Below are 20,995 nucleotides of genomic sequence, written 5' to 3' on the forward strand. Positions count from 1 at the left end.
GGGGCAGGCCAAGGGTCAGAACGACACGTTCCAGTCGACGCGCAGGCGGTTTCCGGTTTCCTTTGTCGTGTCACCGGGGTTGAACAGGTCGACCGCGTCGATCAGGAACAGCCGAGCGCGGACATTCATGCGCGCGGCTGGCACGTAGGTCACGCGGAACTCGTGACCCTTGATGTTGGTGGCGCGGACCTGGTTGGCGTTGCCCCAGCGCACCCACTCGTCCTGGGTGTAGGAGCTGTTGGCCACCAGGGCTTCCTGGTAGGCGTAGTCGTAACCCAGCTGCCAGTGTCCGGGGTCCTGCGTCGATCCCCACCGCAGGCCCAGCACGTATCCGTCGACATGATCCTGGTGGACATCCGTGAAGCTGCCGGGCTCGGCATCGGCATAGTCCGCGAAGTTGTGGGTGTAGTCGACGCCCAGTCGCGTGGGCTGGCCCAGGAACGCCGTGCGGTAGCGCAGCTGCAGGTGCATGGACTGGTACGCACGGCTGCCGTTGTCGGTCAGCAGGGCGTCGTTGTCCGGGTCATCGGGGTCCGGGTTGCTGACGAAGCCGCCCAGGGCCACGGTCACGTCTTCCCCCGGTGCAAACTCACGCTGATAGCCCACCTGGCCCACAAGCGCACGGCCCGAAAATTCCCGCATGCCCACGGGCAGGGCGACATAGTTGATGGATGCAAACGCGCTTGAGTGGTCATCGAGTTTTCGCCGCACGCGGGCCCCGACACCCAGGTAAGTGAGGTTGTCGATGGTGAAAATGTCGTTCTGGTGCAGGTATTCGAGCTCGTTCCGGCCCACCCAGGCGTTCAGGCCGCCGCGCTGGTAGCCGACGACATACTGGTCAGGATTGAAGTTGTAGGGGCCATCCGGGCCGCCGTCGAAATCATGAATGGTGATATGCGGGGACTGCTGCGAGTGCCGGGAGCCACTGCGGACCCGCGCGCGCACATACCAGTGATCGCCCAGGTAGTATCCCAGCCCGGCGCGAAGGCGGATTCGCAGGCGGAGGCGGTCGTCGCGCTCCGTGCCGTCGCCATTGAGCGAATCCCAGTCCTGCTCAAGGCGCAGCCTGAAATCGGCCATGTAGTCCCAGTCACCGGCGCGTTTCGTTTCAGGGCCTTCGGCCTGCCCGGCGCATGGCAGCCCCAGTGCCAAAACCAGCCCCAGCCGGCAGGCCTGTCGGACAAGTCCATAGCCTGCCTGCACCGGGGCTACCGTCGTCGTCGCGGGTCAGTCGGCCGGTTTCAGGTCCATGCCGTTAATGACCTTCTTGACGCCCTTGACAGTGCCGGCCAGCTGAATGGCCTGGTCGCGCTGCTCAGTGCTGTCGACGAAACCGCTCAGCAGCACCACGCCGCGGTTGACCTCCACGTTAACGTCGATGCCACGTGACAGGTCGCCATCAGCGACAGCGGACTTCACTTTCGTCGACATCACGCCGTCGTCGAGCATCGTGCCGGCGCTGCGGTTGCTCTCGACCACGTAAATCCGGTTCAGCACCTTCTTCACGCCGGTGATCTCGGCCGCCAGTTTGGGCAGCCGCTCCTTCAGTTCAGGGTTGGTGGTGAATGCCGCCAGCTGCACGTAGCCGTGGTACACCTCGATGTTGACGCTGCCGCCCTGGTTGGTGGCCAGGTTGGCTTTCACCTTGGTGTGAATCCAGGTGTCATCAACGACATCGCCCGCGGTCTTGCTGTCCTGCGCGGCCACCGGCAATGCGATCGCGAGCAATGCGCAGGCGATAAAACGGGAGAATCTGGTCATGTCATTCACTCCATCGGGCATGGGTTGGATGGCCCGTAGTTTAATTCACCAACTTTCGACTGGGCCACTGGTATTCAGTTCCGAAGGGGGGACCGGGGCGCCTGTCCCGTCGCTTGCGGCGGGTGGGCGCCCCATTTTTGTTTTGGGAGGTGGGCTCCAACAGGTTTTTACCGCAGATTTCGCGAATTTCGCAGATTACGCGAAAGGAGTTGACGTGGGTGGTCGTGGGCTGGAGCCTTGTCGCGTGACGCGTCACGCGTCACGGGCTCGTTTCTCGAGGACCACGATGGTGACGAGATAGATGGCGACGATGATGAAGGGGATCACTACGAAGCGCTGGTCGGGGAACAGGTACCAGGCCGCGACCACCAGGCCCGCGCGCGCCAGGCCGTGAAACAGGCCGATCCAGTGGCTGGCCAGCCAGCTGAACGGTATCCACATCAGTCCGGTCAGGATCCCGACGGTCATCGGCAGCGAGGTGTAGTCGACCAGGAAGAAGGGGATGGCAATCGCGTAGACGGCCAGTGCCTGGACGATGGTCATGAAGAACAGGCGGTCGAAGGTGTTTTTGGGCTTTGACTTGTCGAGGAAGTCTTCGCCGGTGAACTTCGACAGCGCCATGCCCAGGTAGACGGTCGAGCCGCTGCCGATAAAAACGGCCCACACTGCCACGACAGGGCTCGCGACGGCACCGATGAGGCCGATCACGGCCCACGCGATGGTGCCGGCCAGTGGCATGGCCAGGAAGCGTCGGTGCTCAAAGGCCTGCTTCTGTTGTTCGAGTGTCAGCGTGGCGTCGATCATGTTGAGTTTCCCCTGGCCTTTAAATTCCGTGCTGGCAGTTAGAATACGCCTCCCAATCACGACTCGCGCAGGCCGTAGGTCATTGTCCGTAATGCAACGCCAGGTCACATCACTTTTGCAGGCTTCCACTTTGTGGTTCGCCGCGCTTTGGCTGCCTGGCAGCCTGGTGCATGCCCAGGAGGGCGCGGAGCTTCTGGACAGCGAGGCACCGGTGAACTGGGCGCTCGCGCCCGTGCTGGGGACCGGCTGGTACACGCTGGGGGACGGTCGTGATGCCTTCATCATTTACGCGCCGTACACGCAGACGCTGCGCGAGGTCGATGCCGGTGGCACCGGGCTGGAGGCCGCAGGCTGGTACATCAACTGGGCTGGCTCGCTGGGTCTGTTCGAACTGGACCTGGACCCCGGCATCATCGATCCGGACAACTTCGGCACCTTCAGCTTCACACCGGGTATCGAGGCGGAGATCCCGATGGGGGCGCGCTGGTCGTTGCGGCCCTACCTGCATTTCGGGCGCGGCGTGAGCATCGGCGACGGGCCGGAGGCCTGGATCTATTACGGTGGCTTAAAAAGCCGGACCTGGCTCGATGATGACCAGCGCCTGTCGCTGATGGTTGGTGCGGGATATGCCGGCTTTGACCCCCAGGGTGGGCGCTCGGGTGGGCTGTGGACGCTGTACACCGGTGGTGAGTATCGCTTGCCCCTGGAACCGGTGTCAGGGCCGGCGCTCGACCTGTTCATGCAGGCGGGCTACCGCGCCATCGACGACACGGCCGACTTCGGGCTGCGCAGTGACAGCAATGCGCTGAAGGCCATCGGTGACACGGTCGAAGTGGGCCTGGCGATGGGGCCGTCGACGGGCGAGTTCCGCTGGGGCTTCCTTGCCGTGGAGCGCATTGGCCTGACCTGGAACTTCGAGCCGAGTGGCGATTTCAACTCGATTACGCTGGATTTCCGTAGCTGGTTCCGCCAGTAGCGGCGGCCCGGGAGCCGGCCATTTGTCTTTGGCCGGCATTGATTGCAGACTAGTCGCACTGTACGGGTTGAGGGGCAGCAGACGTCGTGGACGCAAGTAAACAACGGGTCGACACCGCAACGGCTGGCCCCGGTGAAACGGCATCCGTGCAGGATCGCCTGGTCGCCACCGTCTACGACGAACTCAGGCGTATCGCCCACGCCCACAACCGCCACGAACGCTTCAACGCCACCCTGCAGACCACGGCGCTGGTCCACGAGGCCTGGTTGCGCCTGGCCGAGAGTGATGCCGCGCTGCAGCCGAAGACCGAGGCACACCTGAAGGCGCTGACCTCGCGCGTGGTTCGCCATGTGCTGGTCGATTACGCGCGCCAGTCCACGGCCCGCAAGCGCAGCCCCGACGCCAACGATATCGCCGAGATGCAGTCGACGCTGATCGACCCCGGTCTTGATGTCGACCTGCTTGACCTGGACGAGGCCCTGCACGCACTGGCCGGGCAGTCGCCACGGCTGGCTGAGCTGGTGGAGTACCGCTTCTTCGGCGGACTGAGCATCCCGGAGACCGCCGAGGTGCTGGAACTGTCCACCCGCACGGTCGAGCGCGACTGGATCAAGGCGCGCGCCTACCTGGTGAGCCAGCTGCGCGAGCAGAAGGGCTGAGCGCGACGCGATGGGCGACCCGCGCGACTTCGAGACACTCGACGCGTGGTTCGACCGTTTGCTGGATGCCGCGCCCGACGAACGGGAGCGCACACTGGCCGACCTGCGCCGCGATGACCCGGAACTGGCTGATTCCCTGGTCGCGCTGCTGACCGACGTCACGGCCAGCGAGGGCTTTCTCGAAAACGAGGCCAGCGCAGCTCGCGACCGGATGCTGGCGGAGATGCTGACCGACGATGGCTGGCGGCCCTCCGGCGCATCGCCAAAGGACCGTTGTGGCGAAACACTGGGTCCGTACCGTCTCGAATCGGTGCTGGGGCGCGGGCAGAAGTCGGTGGTCTACCTTGCCCGCCGTGCCGATGGCGAGTGGGACGAGCAGGTCGCCGTGAAAGTGCTGTCGCGCGGCGTTGACACGGACGACGTGCTGCGCCGCTTCCTGGCCGAGCGGCAAATCATGACCGTCCTGCGCCACCCGCATATCGGCGTGATGCTCGATGGCGGCGTCACCGATGATGGCCTGCCGTACTTCGCCATGGAATATATCGATGGCCAGCCGATCGACGATTGGTGTCGTGAGCAGGCGCTGCCGCTGGCCGGCCGACTGGCGCTGGTCAGAAGCGTCTGCGAGGCCGTGGCCTTCGCACACCGCCGCCTGGTGGTGCACCGCGACATCAAGCCATCCAACATCCTGGTCAACCGCGATCGCCAGGTGAAACTGCTCGACTTCGGCATCGCCAAGTGGCTGGATCCGCAGGCGCAGCCGGGCTTCAGCGCGCGCACGCAGCACATGGTGCGGCCGATGACACCGGCCTACGCGGCACCCGAGCAGCGCGAGGGTGGCCCGGTCTCCACAGCCACCGATGTCTACCAGCTGGGCCTGCTGATGGTCACCCTTCTGTGCGGCGTGGACCGGCCCAGGCACGCAATGGGCGTTGACGACAGGGGCGCCCCGCAACGCCGCGCCAGCACAGTGGCCACCGCGGCCAACTTGCCCTACCCGCCAGCGGAATTGCGGGGCGACCTGGATGGCATCATTCACAAGGCGCTGTCCGCCGACCCCGAGCAGCGCTACGGTTCCGCGGCCGAACTGCTGGCCGACCTGGACAACTACCGCGAACATCGCGCCGTGCAGGCGAGAACACCGGGTGCCGCCTACATGTTCGGCAAGTTCGTCCGCCGCCGTCCGCTGGTCACCAGTGCCATCGCCTTCGCACTGGTGGCGCTGTCGGTCTGGGCGCTGCTGGTCGCGCACTACAACCGCCAGTTGCAGGCCGAGAAAGCTGCGGCACTGGATGCGCTGGAACGTGCCGAAGAAACCCGCAATGTGCTGGTCCGCTTCATGACCGAGGCCGACCCGTTCAATAACGAAGGCAGCGGTGCCGACGCCCGCATCCGCGACGCCCTGGCCGGTGCCGACGAGATCATCGGCCACGAGCTGGCCGGCCGCCCGGCGCTGCAGGCCGACCTGTACGGCGTGGTCGCCGATGTCTGGGATGGCTTGAGCGAGGGTGAGGCGGCGGGGCAGGCACGCCGTGGCGAGCTGGCGGCCCTGGCATCCCTGCCCGATGCGGATCCGGTACGGGTGCTGATGTCGCGCCACAAGCTGCTGAATGCTGACGCGAGCGACCTGGACACGGCGACATTTCTTGCCGAGATCGAAAAGATTCGCGATACGCTGGCCCGCGACTGGCCCGACGCCGTGGTCGAACGGGCCACGGTGGAGAAGGACCTGGGTTACCTGCATCGCCGATACGGTTCACCGGATGTCGCCCTTGCGCATACCCGGGCGGCCGTCGAGCTGCTGGACACGGAGCCGTCACCCGACCCGATACAACTCAGTTTTGCGCTGATCGACCTGGGCGAACAGCTCGCCGTGGACCGGCAGTTCGACCAGGCCATGACCATGATGGAGCGTGCGCTGGCCATTCGCCTGGAGCGCCTGGGTGAAACCCATGCATGGACCCTGACCAATCGCCTGCAAATCGCCTCGTTACTCACCGACATGGGCCGGCTGGAAGAAGCCATCGAACTCTACGACGCCCTGGTGCCCGGCTATGAGCAGCGCCTGGGGCCGCTGCACGGCCAGACTGTCTCGGTAATGAATAACCACGCGATGTCGTTGATGGGGATGGGTCGCTACGAGGAGGCCGAGGACGTCTTGTCCGACGTGGTGGCACGTCGGCGCAGGGCGGGTGGTGAAAGCAGCCGCAGCCTGGCCGACGGCCTGCAGAACCTGGGCGCGATCCAGCTTCGGCTGGGCATGATTGACCAGGCCGTGGTGAACCTGAACACGGCCGCCGAGATCTACCAGCAGGTCCTGCTGCCCGGCAACCCGCTGCTGGGATACCCGCATCTCACCCTGGCCTCGATCCACGCGGACAGGGGTGATGTCGACGCGCTGATCTTTCATGCAGGTCAGGCAGAGTTGCTCCTGCAAGGCAACGTCCCTGAGCACCATCCCGCATGGCAAAAAGTTCATTGCCTGGTGGGTGATGCGCAGTTGCGCCAGGGGCAGCTGGAAGCGGGCGAGGCCAGGGTGCGCCAGGGCCTGGCCGGGTTCGAGGCCATCCCCGGCATGGAGGCCCGTCACCTCGACGAGTGCCGCGCGGCGCTGGCCCGGGCCGGTATCGCCGAGTAGGCCATGTCGGGGTTTTACCCTCGAGTTCGCACTCTGGGTATGACGAACGTTGGAGATGCAAGGTGACGAAGCTCAGGTTTCTATTCTTCGGAGTACTGACCTTTACCGGGGCGCTGGTCGTGACCGACAGCCTGGCCCAGCCCACGGTCTACGAAGCCGAACCCAACGACACGCCGATGGACGCCAACCCCATCAGCGGTCCGGTAAAGCTCTACGGCAGCATGGTGAACAAGGACCAGGACGGTTTTATCTGGACCGTCACCGATGATGATGCCCGCAAGACCTGGGATTTTGAACTGCACGGGATTCCCGGCGCCCTGACCGTGGTGGACCTGGTCAAGGTCGAAATGACCGAGGACGGTACCGGGGTCGAGTCGTACCAGACCATCATGAAGATGGGTACTCGTGACGGCGTCACGCCCTCCATCCATCGCAAACAACTGTTCGAACCCGGCGAATACCTGTTGGGTATTGCCTACGCGGGTGGGCCGTCGCAGGGTGGCGGCGTGTACCGCCCGCCCATGGCGACGCTGTCGTTCGGCGACGAAGCGGGTGACGTGAATGAATCGATCACCAACGAGTTGCCGGCCGCCGATTCCAATCCTGGGCGTGCACGCGCATGGCAGTTCCTGATCCGTGAGAGCGGCTCACTGACCGTCAGCCGCAACCCTGGCGGGCGCGAACAGCGAGAGCAGGCGCAGTCCGTGCGCCTGGGCAGCTATTTCGCTACCTACGAGGCGCTGGAGACCGCCTGGTACTCTTTTACCTTCAACGAGCATGACGCTACGCAACGCTGGGACATCGAAATCAGGTCCCCGATCGGTCGACCGTTGCGCGCCCGACTGGTCGACGGGGAAGGCCAGGCCCTGGTTGATGGCAAAACCGACAGCCACGGGCGGATCCTGTTTCCCGGGCTTGCGCCGGCGCCAGGCACCTGGTACCTGGAACTGACAACGTCCGAACCCGGCTTCATCCAGGCGGTGTTTGCGACCGCCGCCGGCCAGCGGGTAGAGGGTGAGGAGGCCGAACCTAACAACACCAAGGAGATCGCCAACCGCGTGGAGTTCAGCCAGCCGGTGGTCGGGCGAATCAATCGTTCCGATTCTGCCGACATTTTTCGCTTCGAGATCGATGAACCCACATCCGACCAGGTGCTGGCTTTCCGGGTGGAATCCAATCCACCGGCAAGCATGAAAGTGTGCCTGTTTGATGCCGACTGGACGACAACCCAGTGCCGCAGCCAGGTGTCGCCGGTCGAGTTGACCAACCTGCAACTCTCGCCCGGCGAATGGGGTGTCAGTATTTCGCGCGCTGACGAAACCGAGTACTCCCTGTCGATGCAAACGTTAGGTGCAATCGAGTCGGGCGTGGAAGCTGAGCCCAACGATTACAGGACGTTCGCCACCGGTGTTCCGGAAAACCTGCGGATCAAGGGCCAGTTTGATGGTGCGGATACCGACTGGTACCGCTTCCAGATCGCCGACGAGGCACAGTTGTGGCGCTTCCAGGTTATTGGCGACAACCTTCACGAAGTGAGGTACTTCAACGGTGCCGGCGAAGAGCGGGCCTCCCAGCGGGTCGACAAGGGCCGCCGCAGAGTACGGCTTGAAGATACCTACCTGCTGCCGGGCACGCACTACCTGTCGCTGTCTGCAAAGGAAGAAGAGGCCGGCGGTGAGTACACCGTGCTGGCCCGTCCACTGGGCCCACCTGATCCGGATGGCGAGCTGGAGCCCAATAACTCGGCCAACAAACAAAGGCTCGCCTTTGGTCAGACGCGCAATGGTCTGCTGGCCGATGATGTCGACCACGACTGGTACCGGTTCTTCCTGCCTGGCGAGGACCACATCCGGCTGACACTGACGCCGCCGGCGGATGGGCACGTGTGGATGGATATGTACTGGTATTCGGCCCTGATGGGTAACGGCCGGCGTGACGGACCCGGGGAACCGTTGGTGATTCAGGGCCTGTTCCCGCCCGGCGATTATTCTGTGAAGCTCAACGCAAAAGTGCCCAGCGACGCCGAGTACACCTTGTCGCTGGAGCGCCTGCCACGGTTTTCCTGCCCCGCCGACTGCGAACCGAACGGTATGAAGGCCGTACCACTGGCCGCCCCGTTGCCTGCGGACCTGGTGCTCGAAGGCAGAGCCGGCGACTGGGGTGACTGGGACTATTACCAGCTACCGGCTTTCGATGCCCCCGTGACACTGCGGGTGATGACGCCGGAGCCCATCCGGCAATTGAAGCTGGGCACGGCGTTTCACGCCAGTACGCAGCTTTCGTACGATTCTGAACTTGGCGGTTACCAGGCCGAGGTGCCGGCCGGCGACGCGCAACGGCTGATGGTGAGTTCCTCGGGCGCTACGTATCGGCTGGCCGTCGAATTTCCCAATGGCGAAATTGAAGCGGTTACCGAGGCCCTGCCGGCCATGCTGGACATGACATTCGAAGCCGATACCGTGGCGGCGTTCCGGCGTTTCGGGCAGGAGTTGCCCGGCGAGCTGCGGGTGACCAATACCGGCGACGCTGAGCTGGCGGTGGAACTGGAGGCAGCCACAAGTGATCATCGCTGGCACGTCAACCTTGAGGACACTGCAGTCACGGTACCTGCAGGCGCGGAACGGGTCGTGCCGGTCACCGTGCTGGTACCGGACGATGCCTGGGCCGACCGCCCGGTGCGGATCAGCGCCGTGGCGCGTGATCCGGCCAGGCGGCAGGTTGAAACCGGTCGGGACATCGCGGTAGACCGTGATGTGCTGCCCGTTGGGTCGCGCCTGGACTGGCCGATTGCCGAAGGCTTGCGCGGTGGCCTGAATGCCGCATGGGCGCCGTTCGGCGCTACGTGGATGGATAGCCCCAATCCCGTGGGGCGTGATCGATATATGCGTGACGACGTACTGTTCGGTGGCAAAAACGCGTTCAATTCCTGCCGCCGCGACACCCTCGGTATGCCCGAGTGGTCGCTGGACCTGCCGGGTGACGAACCGCTTCCGGTCGCCGGTTTTGCCCTGAACCATTTTGGCATCGACAAGGCATTCCAGATGGCACACCAGGTCACATTACTGGTGTCCGATGACGGGGTGGAATGGGAGCCGGTGCTGAGTGTCGATGTGCCGCCGTTGATGACCGAGCAGTCATTCGCCATGGAAAGGTCGGTGCCGGCGCGCTTTGCCAGGCTCCGCATCGACGCGATCTGGCAGGAAGCCAGTTACTGCTATGCCGTCCAGGCCGGGGAATGGAAAGTGGTCCTGGAGCCCGGCTTTGACCTGTCGGGTGGCCAGGGCTTCGACATCGCACAGCTGGACCTGGGCGGGCACGTGGTTCGCCAGATCCCGCTGTCCGCGAGTGGCCCGGCTCCAATCCTGGAGGTCGATGGGAACAAGGAAACGGTCTATCCGCGCGGTTGGGCGACGCGGGACTACGTTATCGGCTTCAAACGGAACCGCACCGCCCAGGTGGCACGGGTGGAATGGATCGAACTGGAAGGCCAGGAGCACGGCTTCGACCACCTGACGGTCATGGGCAGCCTGGAATCGCCGTCGGGTCCGTGGGTGCGTCTGGGCGAGGTTGATATTGTTGACGGTGAGAATCATGCCGAGGTGGTTCTGCCCCGGCCCGAGTGGGCTCGATTCATCCGCGTCGCCGCGCGCTTCAAGCCCGACCGGAAAAGCGCGCTTGCACCCGAGCAAATCAAGGTCTGGGAGCGACCCATCGATGTCGAGTACCGCTCGGTGCTGTCCGAGTGGGGCGACATCAATTATCGCGCGTACTACGAACACCAGGCCGGTGTTCCCGCCACGCCCGAAGAATGGACTTCGGACAACACTTCACGTGACCGGGCTGCCCCGCTGGCACCCGGTAAACCGGCCCGCGGCCGCGTGTCGCTGGAAACCGGCACCGCGCACTGGTACCGCATTACCCTGCCAGCGGATCACAACACCCTGACCATCGACCTCAGTGGCGAAAACACTGTCAGGACGATTCTGGCGCTGGAGGACGAGGCCGGTAACCCGGTGCCGTTGCGGCGTATCGACCCGCGAACCAAGGCCAACCTTAACGTGTTCCAGGCCGTTCTCGAACCCGGCGGCAGCGCCTGGCTGAACGTCGAGGAACCACCCCGCAACGTGGTCTTCGCCTGGGACACCAGCCCCAGTGTGGCTTCCCTGATTCCGCGGATCCGCAACACCCTGGTGGCTTACGCCAGCGAGGTCGTGCCCGGTCGAGAGGCGGTCAACCTGATGCCGTTTTCTTCCCCGCCGTTGTTAAAACAATGGCTTGGCCAACCCTACATCCTGCAGACTGCGCTCAACGAATATGACCGTGGGACTGGCTCCAGTGCCGCTTTGACGACGCTCAAGGGCGCGTCCATGGCGCTGGCGCCACGGGCAGGCTCCAAGGCCGTGCTGATCATTACCGATGGCGGCACGACGCCGAACTACGGCGCCTGGCCGGAGATGGACGAGGCCAGGCCGCGGATATTCGGCCTGCAGGTCGCGGGTGATTCGCGCTGGAACCTGGACGTCATGCGCGACTGGTCCAGCGTTAACGCCGGCCATTTCAGCCAGCTGCGCTACGACGGCGAAATGGAAGTGGCTTACGACCGTGCCGCCACGCTGATGCGCCGGCCGGCCGAGTACGTGCTGACCGCAAACACCGAGTTTAACGAGGCCCCCGGGCCCGGGTTGTTGAATGTTCTTCGGGGGGAGAACGGCCCGGGCTCCGGCGGCGCTGCCATCGCGCTGATCCTGGATGCCTCCGGCTCCATGCTGCAGCGCGTTGATGGCAAGCGCCGCATCGCCGTTGCCCGCGAGGTGCTGACCGAGGCCGTGCGGGAGCAGATTCCCGCCGGCACCCCGGTGGCCCTGCGGGTGTTCGGCCATCGCGAAGTCGATTCCTGTCGTACCGACCTGGAAATCCCGTTGGGGCCGCTCGACCCCGCCGCGGCAGCGGAGAAGATCGCCGGAATCCAGGCCATGAACCTGGCGCGCACGCCCATCGCCGATTCGCTGGCTGCCGTTCCCGGCGACCTGGGCGGCCGAACCGCTGGCACCGTCGTGCTGGTCACTGACGGCGAAGAAACCTGCGATGGCGACCCGGCTGCGGTGGTCGAGTCCCTGCGTGAAAAGGGCTTCAACGTCACCCTGAACATTGTCGGCTTCGCCATCGACGAGCCGGAGCTGGCAGCGCAGTTCGAGGCCTGGGCGACGGCCGGTGGTGGCCGCTACTTCGGCGCCGCGGACCAGGCCGGCCTGAGTGGCGCGCTGGCGCAGGCGCTGCGGGTGCCGTTCCGGGTGCTGGATGCCGGCGGCAACGAAGTGGCCAGCGGCCAGGTGGGCGGGGACGCCGTGGAACTGGAGCCGGGTATCTACCGCGTCATCGTCGCGACAGAGCCCGCGCAGGTCTTCGAAGACATCACCGTACTGGGTGAAGACCAGCAGGACATTGTCATCGACTGAATGTCGGGGTTTTCGCCGCCAATGCGCACTTGCCCATGAAACCACGTGAACATCAACGGGGGTGTAATGATGGGCAAACGAGCAGGAATGATCATGATGCTGCTGCTGGGCCTGGTGCTGGTGCCAGTGGCCGGTGCCGATGACCTGACAAAGATGGCGCAACAGGACCTGGCGACGCTGGGTTACGAGGTGGGCGCCATCGATGGCAATGCCGGCACCCAGACGGTAATCGCGATATCAAAGTTCCAGGCCGAGCAGGGCCTGGATGTCACCGGCGAGGTCAGCCCGCAGTTGGTGGGCGCCCTTCGGGCCGCCATCAAGAAGCAGGGCCAGCCGGCCACCGGTCGCCCGGCCCCGGCCACCGTCGCCGCGACCAGCCCGCAGAGCAACCCGCGGGCGGACCTGCAGGCACGCCAGCAGGCCTGCCTGCAGCAGAAAGTGGAAGCCAGCCAGAAACAACAAAAGACGAAACGCGCATTTATGCGTATCCTAAATACCGTATCTCGTTCCAGTTCGCGCTATGGCAGTGGCGAGCTGGCCAAGACCATTTCGACCGCTTCCGGCCAGGCCTACGACGCCAACGCCACCTATGAAGACGTCAAGGGTGCGGCGCAGGACCTGGGACTGTCCGAAAGCGACATGGAGGAGTGCCGTAACCCATGAAGCAGAATACCCGCGCGATCGTCCGTTTTCCCCGCCCTCGTTCACTGGCCATGGCGACCGCCATCGCCCTGGCGACCAGCGCTGCCGGCGCCGTCGCCGACCAGCGTGTCATCGTCACCGGCACCATGACTGACTCCCAGTCCATGGGGAACCCGTCCGGCAACATGGGTGGGCAGAACATCAGCCTGCAGGACATCTGCAACGCCGCCAGCATGGCCGGCATGTACGCCGGCGCCGCCGAGGTCGAACTGGCCAACCAGATGGCCCGGATCGGCGCGCCGCCGGATACCGCGGCCCAGGCACGCGAGGCCATGGGCGATGCCATGGACCAGGTCTGCAACGACCCCATTGATGAGGGTGAAAAGACGGCGCCCTTCGTCATCGAGTACACGCAATGCATGATGCGGATGGAATCCGCCGGCCAGAGCATGGCCATTCGCCTGGTGCCCAGCGCCAACGAGGCCATCATGGAGATCGTCGACCACAACACCCGCGAAGCGCAGACCATCGATATGAATTACGACCTTGGCCAGGTGCAGCAAGTCACCGGCCGGGGCGAGGCCACCGCGCTGCAGATGAGCCCCAGTGGCCAGACCGGCACCCGGGTGGGCTATGACGTGAAGGAATACACCTTCAACTACAGCATCAGCGCCGGCGACGGCATCTTCGGCCAGATGGAAGGCGGCGAGGCCATGGCCGGCATGTTTGGCGGCCTGTCTGAAATGACCCGCGTGACGACCACCGGCAGCGCGTGGATCGCCGCCGATGCCCCCGGCGTCGGCATCGTCAGTGATTTTTACGACAACCTTGCCGGCATCGCCGAGGATGGCCAGGGCGCCGGTTTCTTCAGCGGCATGCTCAAATCCATGGCCGGCATCGTCGAGCACGGCATCCCCATGGAGACCCGCACCACGGTGTCCGCCGCCATGGGTATGGGTGGCGACTCGCACTCGGTGGTCGAGAGCGTGCAGCTGGCCTCGTTTGATGACGCCGCCTGCGCCCGGACCATCATTCCCGAGGGCTACAACGTCCAGTCCATGGACGAAGCCATGAACGCCGCCATGGGCGGTGGCAACCAGGGCGACCAGGCCGAGGCCGCCGCGTCGATGAACGAGGCCATGTCCGAGCTCAACAAGGCCATGGAAAGTATGACCCCGGAGCAGCGTGAGGCCATGCAGAGCATGGGCCTGGGCGGCCTGTTTGGCGGTGCCGCCGCCGGAGGCAACCAGGCCGCCGCCTCTGCACCGGCTGCCGCCAGCGCATCGGGCGCGTCGCGCTCGGCCGCAATGAGTACCGGTAGCCTGGAACAGAGCGCGCAGAAGATGCTGCAGGCCCTGGGTTACGACGTCGGCAACACCGACGGCAACATCGACACCACCACCATGATCTCGATCTCGCAGTTCCAGGCCGAAAACGGCCTGCCGGTGACCGGCGAGGTCTCACCACAACTGATCGGGGTGCTGTCGGCGAAAGTGGACGCGCAGTAATGGCCAGGGCCACCGTGATGGCCCTGGCGTTGCTGCTGGCCGGTGCGGGCACCTGTGAGGGTGCCGGCGCTGAGCCGGAGGTTGAGCAATCGCTGCAGCGCGTCTCCGATTTCATGGGGGCCATCAACCAGGAACTGTACCGGCCGGCGTTTGAGCTGGACGCGCTGCTGGACGAGCTGGCTTACGACGAGGTCGCCATTTTCGAGTTCGTTCGCGACCACGTCGCCTACCAGGTGTATCCCGGCATCATGCGGGGTGCGCAGGGCACACTACTAAGCCGCGCGGGGAACGCCGCCGACCAGTCGGTGCTGCTGGCGCGGCTGATGCGCGATTCCGGGTACGACGCGCGCATGGCGCGAGCCCGTTTGAGTGAAGACCAGGCGCTACTGGTGCTGCAGGCGCTGCGACAGCCGGTCAGTGAAGCGCCCGCGATGGGCAACGCGGCGGCCATGGTCGAGGTGCTGAACCAGTGGCGCGGGAGCGACGACCCGCTTTCCGACGAGCAGATCCAGGCTTACCGTGACTACATCCAGGCGCCGTACCGGGTGGGTGTCCAGGGTGACCAGCAGGCCGCCGAGCTGGAGACGATTTCTGCCCGGATTCGCGGCACGCTGGACGCGGCCGGCGCCGCGTTCGATGTCTCGTCGCTCAACCAGGCACTGGTCGAGGACGCCCGTGACTACTTCTGGGTCCAGGTGCGGCCTTCGCCGAGCGCCGATTGGCAGGATCTCCATCCCGTGTTCCAGGGCGAAGCGCCCCTGTCCGCCCTGGAAGCCACCCAGCACATCGCCGACGAGATTCCGGACGACCTGCTGCACAAGCTGCGTTTCCAGGTCTTTATCGAGAAAACCCAGGGCCAGGCCATCGAGGCCCTGCCGATCACGGCGGCCTGGGAACGGCCGGTGGCCAACCTGGTCGGCGTGCCCCTGACATTCACGAACGTGCCGGACGCCATGCTGCAGTCCGGCGCCCTGGGCCAGAACATGGAAGAGCTGCTGCAGAAGGCGCGCTCTTTCGTGCCTGGCTTCGGCTCCGAGATGGCGCCCGGCGGGCGGTTCTTCGACTACCGCGCCAGCCTGATCGACCCGATGGCCGCGGCCAGCCCAGCAGCGGGCCTGTTTGCCACGCTGGGCGACAGCCTGGCCGGTGCCACCCTGGATATCGACCCCAACGCGGCATTGCCGATGCTGACCGGGCAGTGGGTCGAGTTCACGCTGGTCTCGCCCAACGGCGAGGAGCAGGTGTTCCGACGCATGACCATGGACCGCATCGGCGCCGATGCCCGCGCGCGCGGGGAGCCGCCGGCAGACCTGGAGCCGACTGACAGTGATGATGTCCGCACGCTGATGCGGCGGCACACGTTCATGGTGCAGGTGGGTGAGATCGCACGTGGGTACGTGGTCGACGCGGCCTACCGGCAGTACCAGGCATCGCGGCCCGGAATCGAGGCCACGGTGGCCCTGGTCAAGGGTGAAGAGCCCAACGAGGACGCGATGGCCGGCCTGCCGCCGGGCTGGCCCGGTCACCTGGGCCTGTTCACGGTCTTTGATGCTGCCGGCGGCATTGGCGACCAGCACCGCAATTTCCGCTCCGGCCCCGCGCTGGTGATCCACAGCGAGGGCCTGGGCGGTCCGGACGAGTGGGTCGAGTCCATCGATATCGTCAGCAATCCGCGCCGGGCGGTCAGCCTGGCCGGTGATGTGCCGGTGATCGACCCGTGGGTGGCGCTGCAGTCGGGCATCTGGGAGACCCGCGTGGAAGGCGTGCTGCTGGAGGGCGACTCACAACTGAGTACGGACAAGGTTTTCGAGCAGGCGCGGGATGCGGGCATCGACACCATCGCGGTGACCGATCGGGCAACGCTGGCACAAGTGGGTTACTCGGCTGACATCCAGGCCGCCATGGCGCGCGAGATCGACCGCGGTTACTACCTGGTCACCCCGTCACGACCGCCGGCGCAGGACCTGGTCGCCTGGTGGCGTGTTGACCCGGCTTCGGGCGAAACGCTGGGGCAGATTGCCGACGGGCAGGGCGGCGAAATGGCGCAGTACGTCATCGGCCTGACGTTTTCACTGGGTGCTTATGCCTATGGCATGTACGGCTGCACCCAGACATCCTCCGTGGGCGCGGCGACCTGCTGTGCCGTGGCCAATACCGGCCTGGCGCTGTTCACATTTGGCATCGGCACGCAGTTGAAAGGCGCCATGGGCGTGATCGCCGGCATGGTGCTGGACACCAATCGCATGCTCATCCCCATTCCGGATGTCTGCGACTCGGCGTTCTCTGATTGAAACAACAAACTGGAAACGATTAAAGGGGGTATTCCATGGGTTTTAACCTGAAGGTTCTTACGCTGGTGACCGGCCTGGGTACCGCGCTCGCGGCCTCGGCCGCCGACCTGGAATGGCAATTCACCTACGCGGGTGACATCGAGGGCGAAGTCGCCGGCGAAGTACTGTCGTCGACCGCCGTCATGACCAACCTGACCATCGCCGGCGGCGCCTACGGCGAACAGCCGGGCAAGCGCGCGACGCAGAAATTCCGCATGACGGTCAGCCGGTCGCCGGATGGTGCGCCGGCGTCGGTGCTGTTCAACCTGACCCTGCCGGACGGCACGAAATGCAACAACACCGGTGCCGTGGAAGCCGACATCCAGGATGACAACAAGAAGACCCTGGAGGCGACATTCGCCGGTGAAATGGACTGTGACGGCCAGCGCGCCGACTTCGAGGGCTGGGTCAACGCGGACCCGTAAGCAACATGACTGAAAATAACGAGGAGAACGGGATGGAGTTCGATATCAACAAGACGGTCGCGCTGGTCAAGGGTGGCGTGCTGGAGCCGCAGACAACCTGGAGCGAGTACCTGGCGGACAACCCGGGCTGGCAGAAGACGCTGTTCCTGCTGACCGGGCCGTTGCTACTGGCCAACGTGCTGTTGTCGACCCTTTTTACCTGGATTTTTGGAGGCCTGAGCAAGTACGCCATGGGGGACAGCTTTATCGCGGCCCTGCTGTTCACGCTGGTGACCGCCGTGGCGGGCTTTCTGCTGGCCGTCTTTATCATCAGTGCCCTGGCGGGTGTGTTCGGGGGCAAGCCCAGTTTCGACCGCACGTTTGCCGCGGTATCGCTGGTGGCCATCCCAGCCTGGCTGGCCGGTATCGTCGGCGCGTTAATTCCATGGGTCGGTTTCCTGGTCGCCCTGGCGGGTGGTATCTGGTCCCTGGTGCTGCTGTACAAGATCATCCCGCTGGCGCTGGAGGTGCCCGATGACAAGCGCGTCGGCCACTATATCGTCAGCATTATCGCGGTCATCATCTGCAACATGATCCTGGGTGCCGTGCTGGCGTTCAGCGGGCTGCGCCCCGGGCCAGACCTGTCCGACATCGGTAGCCGCAATGACGGCAAGACCAGCATTTCCGGCGATATCGCCTCCGGCACCGGTATCTTCGGCCAGGCCCAGCGCCAGGCCGAGCTGGTGCAGGCCGCATCGCGAGACCAGTTCGAGCCGCCCAGCGACGGCAAGGTCAGCGAGGACCAGGTCGAGGACCTGGTCGAGGTGGTGAAAAAGGCCGAGGCCGCGCTGGCCGATCGAGCCGAGCGGCTGAAGAAGATCTCCGAGGAGGTCGAGGAAGGTGAGGTGAAATCCCCCGGCGACCTGATGGCCATCTACGAGGGCATGGGCACCGCGGTGAGCCTGCAGAACGTGGAGATGGAAGTGGTCAAGACCGGCGGCGGCAACTGGGCCGAGTACCGCTGGGTCAAGGAGCAGCTACGCGTGGCCAAGCTGCAGCAGGGCAGCGGCTCGGACGCGCTGGAGCACAACTTCGAGCTCTACAAGGAGTACGAAGACGTGCTGGGCGACCTGTTCTGAACGACAGCAGTCGCTATTTCATCATCCATTCGCGGATGACGGCGGCGATGTTGTCCGGCGCCGTTTCCGCCACCAGGTAGCGGTGCCGGCCCTGCGGGTCGGGCTGCCAGCGGTTGCCGCCCTCGTCATCGGCGAGGACGGTGCCGGGCTGGGACAGCGACCACCACTCGCCTTCACCACCCAGCACGGCAAACAGCACCGCGGTCTGGTCGTAGGATGCATTGTCCAGGATCTGCCCGGTGAAACGGTCCTTCATCCAGAACGCGTGTTGGCTGAAATACCGGTAGCCGACCCGTAAAGGGTGTTTTTCCGGCAGCTTGGCGAGCGCCGGGCCAGTACGAATGGGCTCACCCAGTTCGTAGCCGGAAAAGACCACCGGGACGTCGATCATCTCCAGTGTGCGGCGGGTCACGCCCGGCTGGTCGCCGTCAAAGTTCCATTCGTTGTCACCCTGTGGGTACTGGCCGCCCATGATGACGAAGCGCTGTACGCGGCTGGCGACCAGCTCGCGGCCGCCCATGTCCGAGTGCTCGTCCGGACCGGATTCCAGTAGCGCCAGGATGTTGGCCAGCGGCCCTACGGTGACGAATTGCACTGTGCCCGGTGCTTGCGCGGCCAGCGTGGCGCGGTACACGTCCACGACCGACGGCGCGGCTTCAGTGGGGTCGGGCGCCAACTCCGGCAGCGCTTCAGCCACCGGGCGCGAGTACTGCCAGTCGGCCGCCCAGCCATCGCCCGGCCGCAGGCCGACCGGGATGTCGCCCTGGCCATAGAAGCGGTTGGTGGCCACGATGGCGGACTGGGCGTAACGCTCGGTGTTCCAGTTGCCAATGGCCAGCAGCTCGCAGTGACCCGCTTTTTGCAGGTTGTGCAGCATGGCCAGGGCGCCCAGGTCGTCGGCATCGCCGCCGAAATCGGTGTCGAAGATGATTTTGGGCGCAGCCAACGCGGTCGCGCCGGACCACATCAGCAGCAGTACAAGGATAAATGTCTTCATGGTGGCTCAGTCGACCTGTTCGGCCGCAAAACGATAACTGACGAACGCCACCCGGGTGCTGTCCGGCGACCACGACGGCACGTTGATGGTGCCCTGGCCACCGAACAGCTTGGTCAGCGTCCGGGGCGGCTCGCTGCCGTCGGTGGGCGCAATGCGCAGCTCCACGCGGCGGTTGGGCGGGTGGTCGTTGACGTCGATATCGGTGTAGAAAGCGATGTACACCATCCAGCGGCCGTCCGGCGAGAAGTGCGGGAACCAGTCGCGGGTGTCGTCGCCGAAGGTGACCTTCTCGGGCGCGCTGCCGTCCGCGCGGGCGCGCCAGATCTTCATCTGCCCGGAGCGTGATGAGTTGAAGTAGACCCACTGGCCGTCCGGCGTGAACTCGGCGCCGTCATCCAGCCCGTCTGAACCCACCAGCCGGAACTCGTCACCGCCGGACAGGCGCTTGGCCCAGATGTCGTAGACGTCGGAGACCTCTGGCCGCCGCGCCGTGTAGCCGACCAGGTCGCCGTCCGGGTGCCAGGCATGCCAGTAGGAGCGATCGGTGGGGTGGCCGACCACCAGTTCCGGGTTGTCACTGCCGGTGATCGGCAGGATATAGATGCGCGACAGGTCGTCCGGCTCGGACTGGTCAGAGATGATCAGCCGGGTGCCGTCCGGCGAGATGCCGTGGTCGTTGTTGTTGCGGTTCAGCGGCCCGGTGTTGATGACCTGCGGCGTGCCGCCCGCCACCGGGATGCGGTAGATCAGCCCGCCCTGGTTGTAGATCAGCTGGTCGTCGGCGCTCCAGTTGGGCGCCTCGAACTTGGTGCCGGCCAGGTGGTGCACCACGCGGCGGTTGCCGTCGCGGATGTCGATGACCTCCAGCGTGCTGTCCACCTCGGCGCCATAGCCGGGGTCCGGCGGCGGCGTGAAATCGATGGCCTCGAACACCACGTCACTGAACACCGCGGTTTCGGTGACGGTGTTGTTGTGTGCGCTCAGCGCCAGGCCGACATAGACCTCCGGGCCCAGGTCCAGGCGCGCGTTGCCGCCGGCGCGGGCCAGTGGCTCGCCCTGGCGCGCGAGCGACCAGTAGACGGCGTCGTCGATGCGCTCGATCTTGAGGCGTTCGGCATGCGTTTCGTTCCAGGTGATCTGGTGTGTCTCACTGCCCTGGCCGTCCCGCCACTGCATGGAGGTGAGACCATCACCGTGCAGGATGACATCGACATAGGCCGCGTCGTCATCCAGCGACTGGCGGATCATCAACCCGGCCTTGCGGTGCGGGTCGGCGCCTTCGCCGACAAAGGCGATATCGGCGGCCAGCGACAGGTCCTGTGCGGGGATCTTCTTCCAGACGAAATGAAAGCCGTCACGGTCGCCCCACAGGTTGCGGCCGCTGGCGGTGACCCGGTAGCTGCCTGCATCGGCGTCAAACACTGCCGAGCCGGTGTGACCGACATCGCCGATATCCTGGCTACTGTCGAACTGGCCGACCTCGGCATGCGCCGCCAGCAGGCCGGCGAAGGGCAGGGTTGCCAGGGCAAACGTACGGATTCCGGACTTGGCCATGGGTTTTTACCTGTGTGTGAGCCTGCTGACAGGTTATAACGCCGCGGCGCCGTTGCAAACGCGGCGGCGCCGTCTATATTTCGATAATCCGGCGGTCTGGCCATCCGGTGCGGCGCCGGGTATTCGG

General features: G+C 65.1%; 14 protein-coding genes. 9 read left to right on the top strand and 5 right to left on the bottom strand.

All coding sequences use genetic code 11. The features are described 5' to 3' along the window. Positions 1-15 precede the first annotated feature (15 nt). The 3 genes from F3N42_RS00325 to F3N42_RS00340 all read right to left on the bottom strand — a co-directional run bounded on the left by F3N42_RS00325 (position 16) and on the right by F3N42_RS00340 (position 2,565). Entirely contained in the window at positions 16-1,203 is a 1,188-nt protein-coding gene (locus F3N42_RS00325) for a hypothetical protein (RefSeq protein WP_191621130.1), read from the bottom strand. Between the two features lie 24 nt (positions 1,204-1,227). Continuing rightward, positions 1,228-1,761 carry a BON domain-containing protein gene (locus F3N42_RS00330; RefSeq protein ID WP_191621131.1) on the bottom strand — a complete coding sequence of 178 codons (534 nt, stop codon included), beginning with the start codon at positions 1,759-1,761 and terminating at the stop codon, positions 1,228-1,230. A gap of 252 nt (positions 1,762-2,013) precedes the next feature. After that, positions 2,014-2,565, bottom strand: coding sequence for a DUF7010 family protein (locus F3N42_RS00340; protein ID WP_150862384.1), 552 nt, complete (start codon positions 2,563-2,565; stop codon positions 2,014-2,016). A 91-nt stretch (positions 2,566-2,656) separates the two neighbouring features. Here F3N42_RS00340 and F3N42_RS00345 point away from each other — a divergent pair, with 91 nt between their 5' ends. The 9 genes from F3N42_RS00345 (at position 2,657) to F3N42_RS00385 (ending at position 18,317) form a co-directional block, all read left to right on the top strand. Further along, positions 2,657-3,541: a hypothetical protein gene (locus F3N42_RS00345; protein ID WP_150862385.1), complete on the top strand. Its 885-nt coding sequence runs from the start codon at positions 2,657-2,659 to the stop codon at positions 3,539-3,541. A gap of 86 nt (positions 3,542-3,627) precedes the next feature. Further along, positions 3,628-4,200 (top strand): ECF-type sigma factor, encoded by a 573-nt coding sequence (locus tag F3N42_RS00350; protein WP_150862386.1) that lies wholly within the window; start codon positions 3,628-3,630, stop codon positions 4,198-4,200. 10 nt (positions 4,201-4,210) lie between these two features. Beyond that, complete coding sequence (locus tag F3N42_RS00355) at positions 4,211-6,838, top strand: serine/threonine-protein kinase (RefSeq protein WP_150862387.1); 2,628 nt, start codon at positions 4,211-4,213, stop codon at positions 6,836-6,838. A 62-nt stretch (positions 6,839-6,900) separates the two neighbouring features. Beyond that, positions 6,901-12,294, top strand: a complete 5,394-nt coding sequence (locus tag F3N42_RS00360; RefSeq protein ID WP_150862388.1) for a VWA domain-containing protein — start codon at positions 6,901-6,903, stop codon at positions 12,292-12,294. Positions 12,295-12,363: 69 nt separating this feature from the next. Continuing rightward, entirely contained in the window at positions 12,364-12,957 is a 594-nt protein-coding gene (locus F3N42_RS00365) for a peptidoglycan-binding domain-containing protein (protein ID WP_191621132.1), read from the top strand. Beyond that, complete coding sequence (locus F3N42_RS00370) at positions 12,954-14,444, top strand: peptidoglycan-binding domain-containing protein (RefSeq protein ID WP_150862390.1); 1,491 nt, start codon at positions 12,954-12,956, stop codon at positions 14,442-14,444. Before F3N42_RS00365 ends, F3N42_RS00370 begins: the two co-directional genes overlap by 4 nt. Continuing rightward, the gene (locus F3N42_RS00375; RefSeq protein ID WP_150862391.1) at positions 14,444-16,735 is read left to right on the top strand and encodes a transglutaminase domain-containing protein; all 2,292 of its coding nucleotides are present in this window, start codon (positions 14,444-14,446) and stop codon (positions 16,733-16,735) included. The genes F3N42_RS00370 and F3N42_RS00375 overlap by 1 nt, the downstream gene beginning before the upstream one ends. A gap of 35 nt (positions 16,736-16,770) precedes the next feature. Further along, positions 16,771-17,199, top strand: a complete 429-nt coding sequence (locus tag F3N42_RS00380) for a hypothetical protein (RefSeq protein WP_150862392.1) — start codon at positions 16,771-16,773, stop codon at positions 17,197-17,199. Positions 17,200-17,204: 5 nt separating this feature from the next. Beyond that, entirely contained in the window at positions 17,205-18,317 is a 1,113-nt protein-coding gene (locus tag F3N42_RS00385) for a Yip1 family protein (RefSeq protein ID WP_150862393.1), read from the top strand. 13 nt (positions 18,318-18,330) lie between these two features. Here the strand turns inward: F3N42_RS00385 and F3N42_RS00390 are convergent, their stop codons facing one another. Then, entirely contained in the window at positions 18,331-19,314 is a 984-nt protein-coding gene (locus F3N42_RS00390; protein ID WP_150862394.1) for a nucleoside hydrolase, read from the bottom strand. Between the two features lie 6 nt (positions 19,315-19,320). Next, complete coding sequence (locus F3N42_RS00395; RefSeq protein ID WP_150862395.1) at positions 19,321-20,868, bottom strand: TolB family protein; 1,548 nt, start codon at positions 20,866-20,868, stop codon at positions 19,321-19,323. Between the last annotated feature and the right edge of the window lie 127 nt (positions 20,869-20,995).

The organism is Marinihelvus fidelis (assembly GCF_008725655.1).
Classification (GTDB): domain Bacteria; phylum Pseudomonadota; class Gammaproteobacteria; order Xanthomonadales; family SZUA-36; genus Marinihelvus; species Marinihelvus fidelis.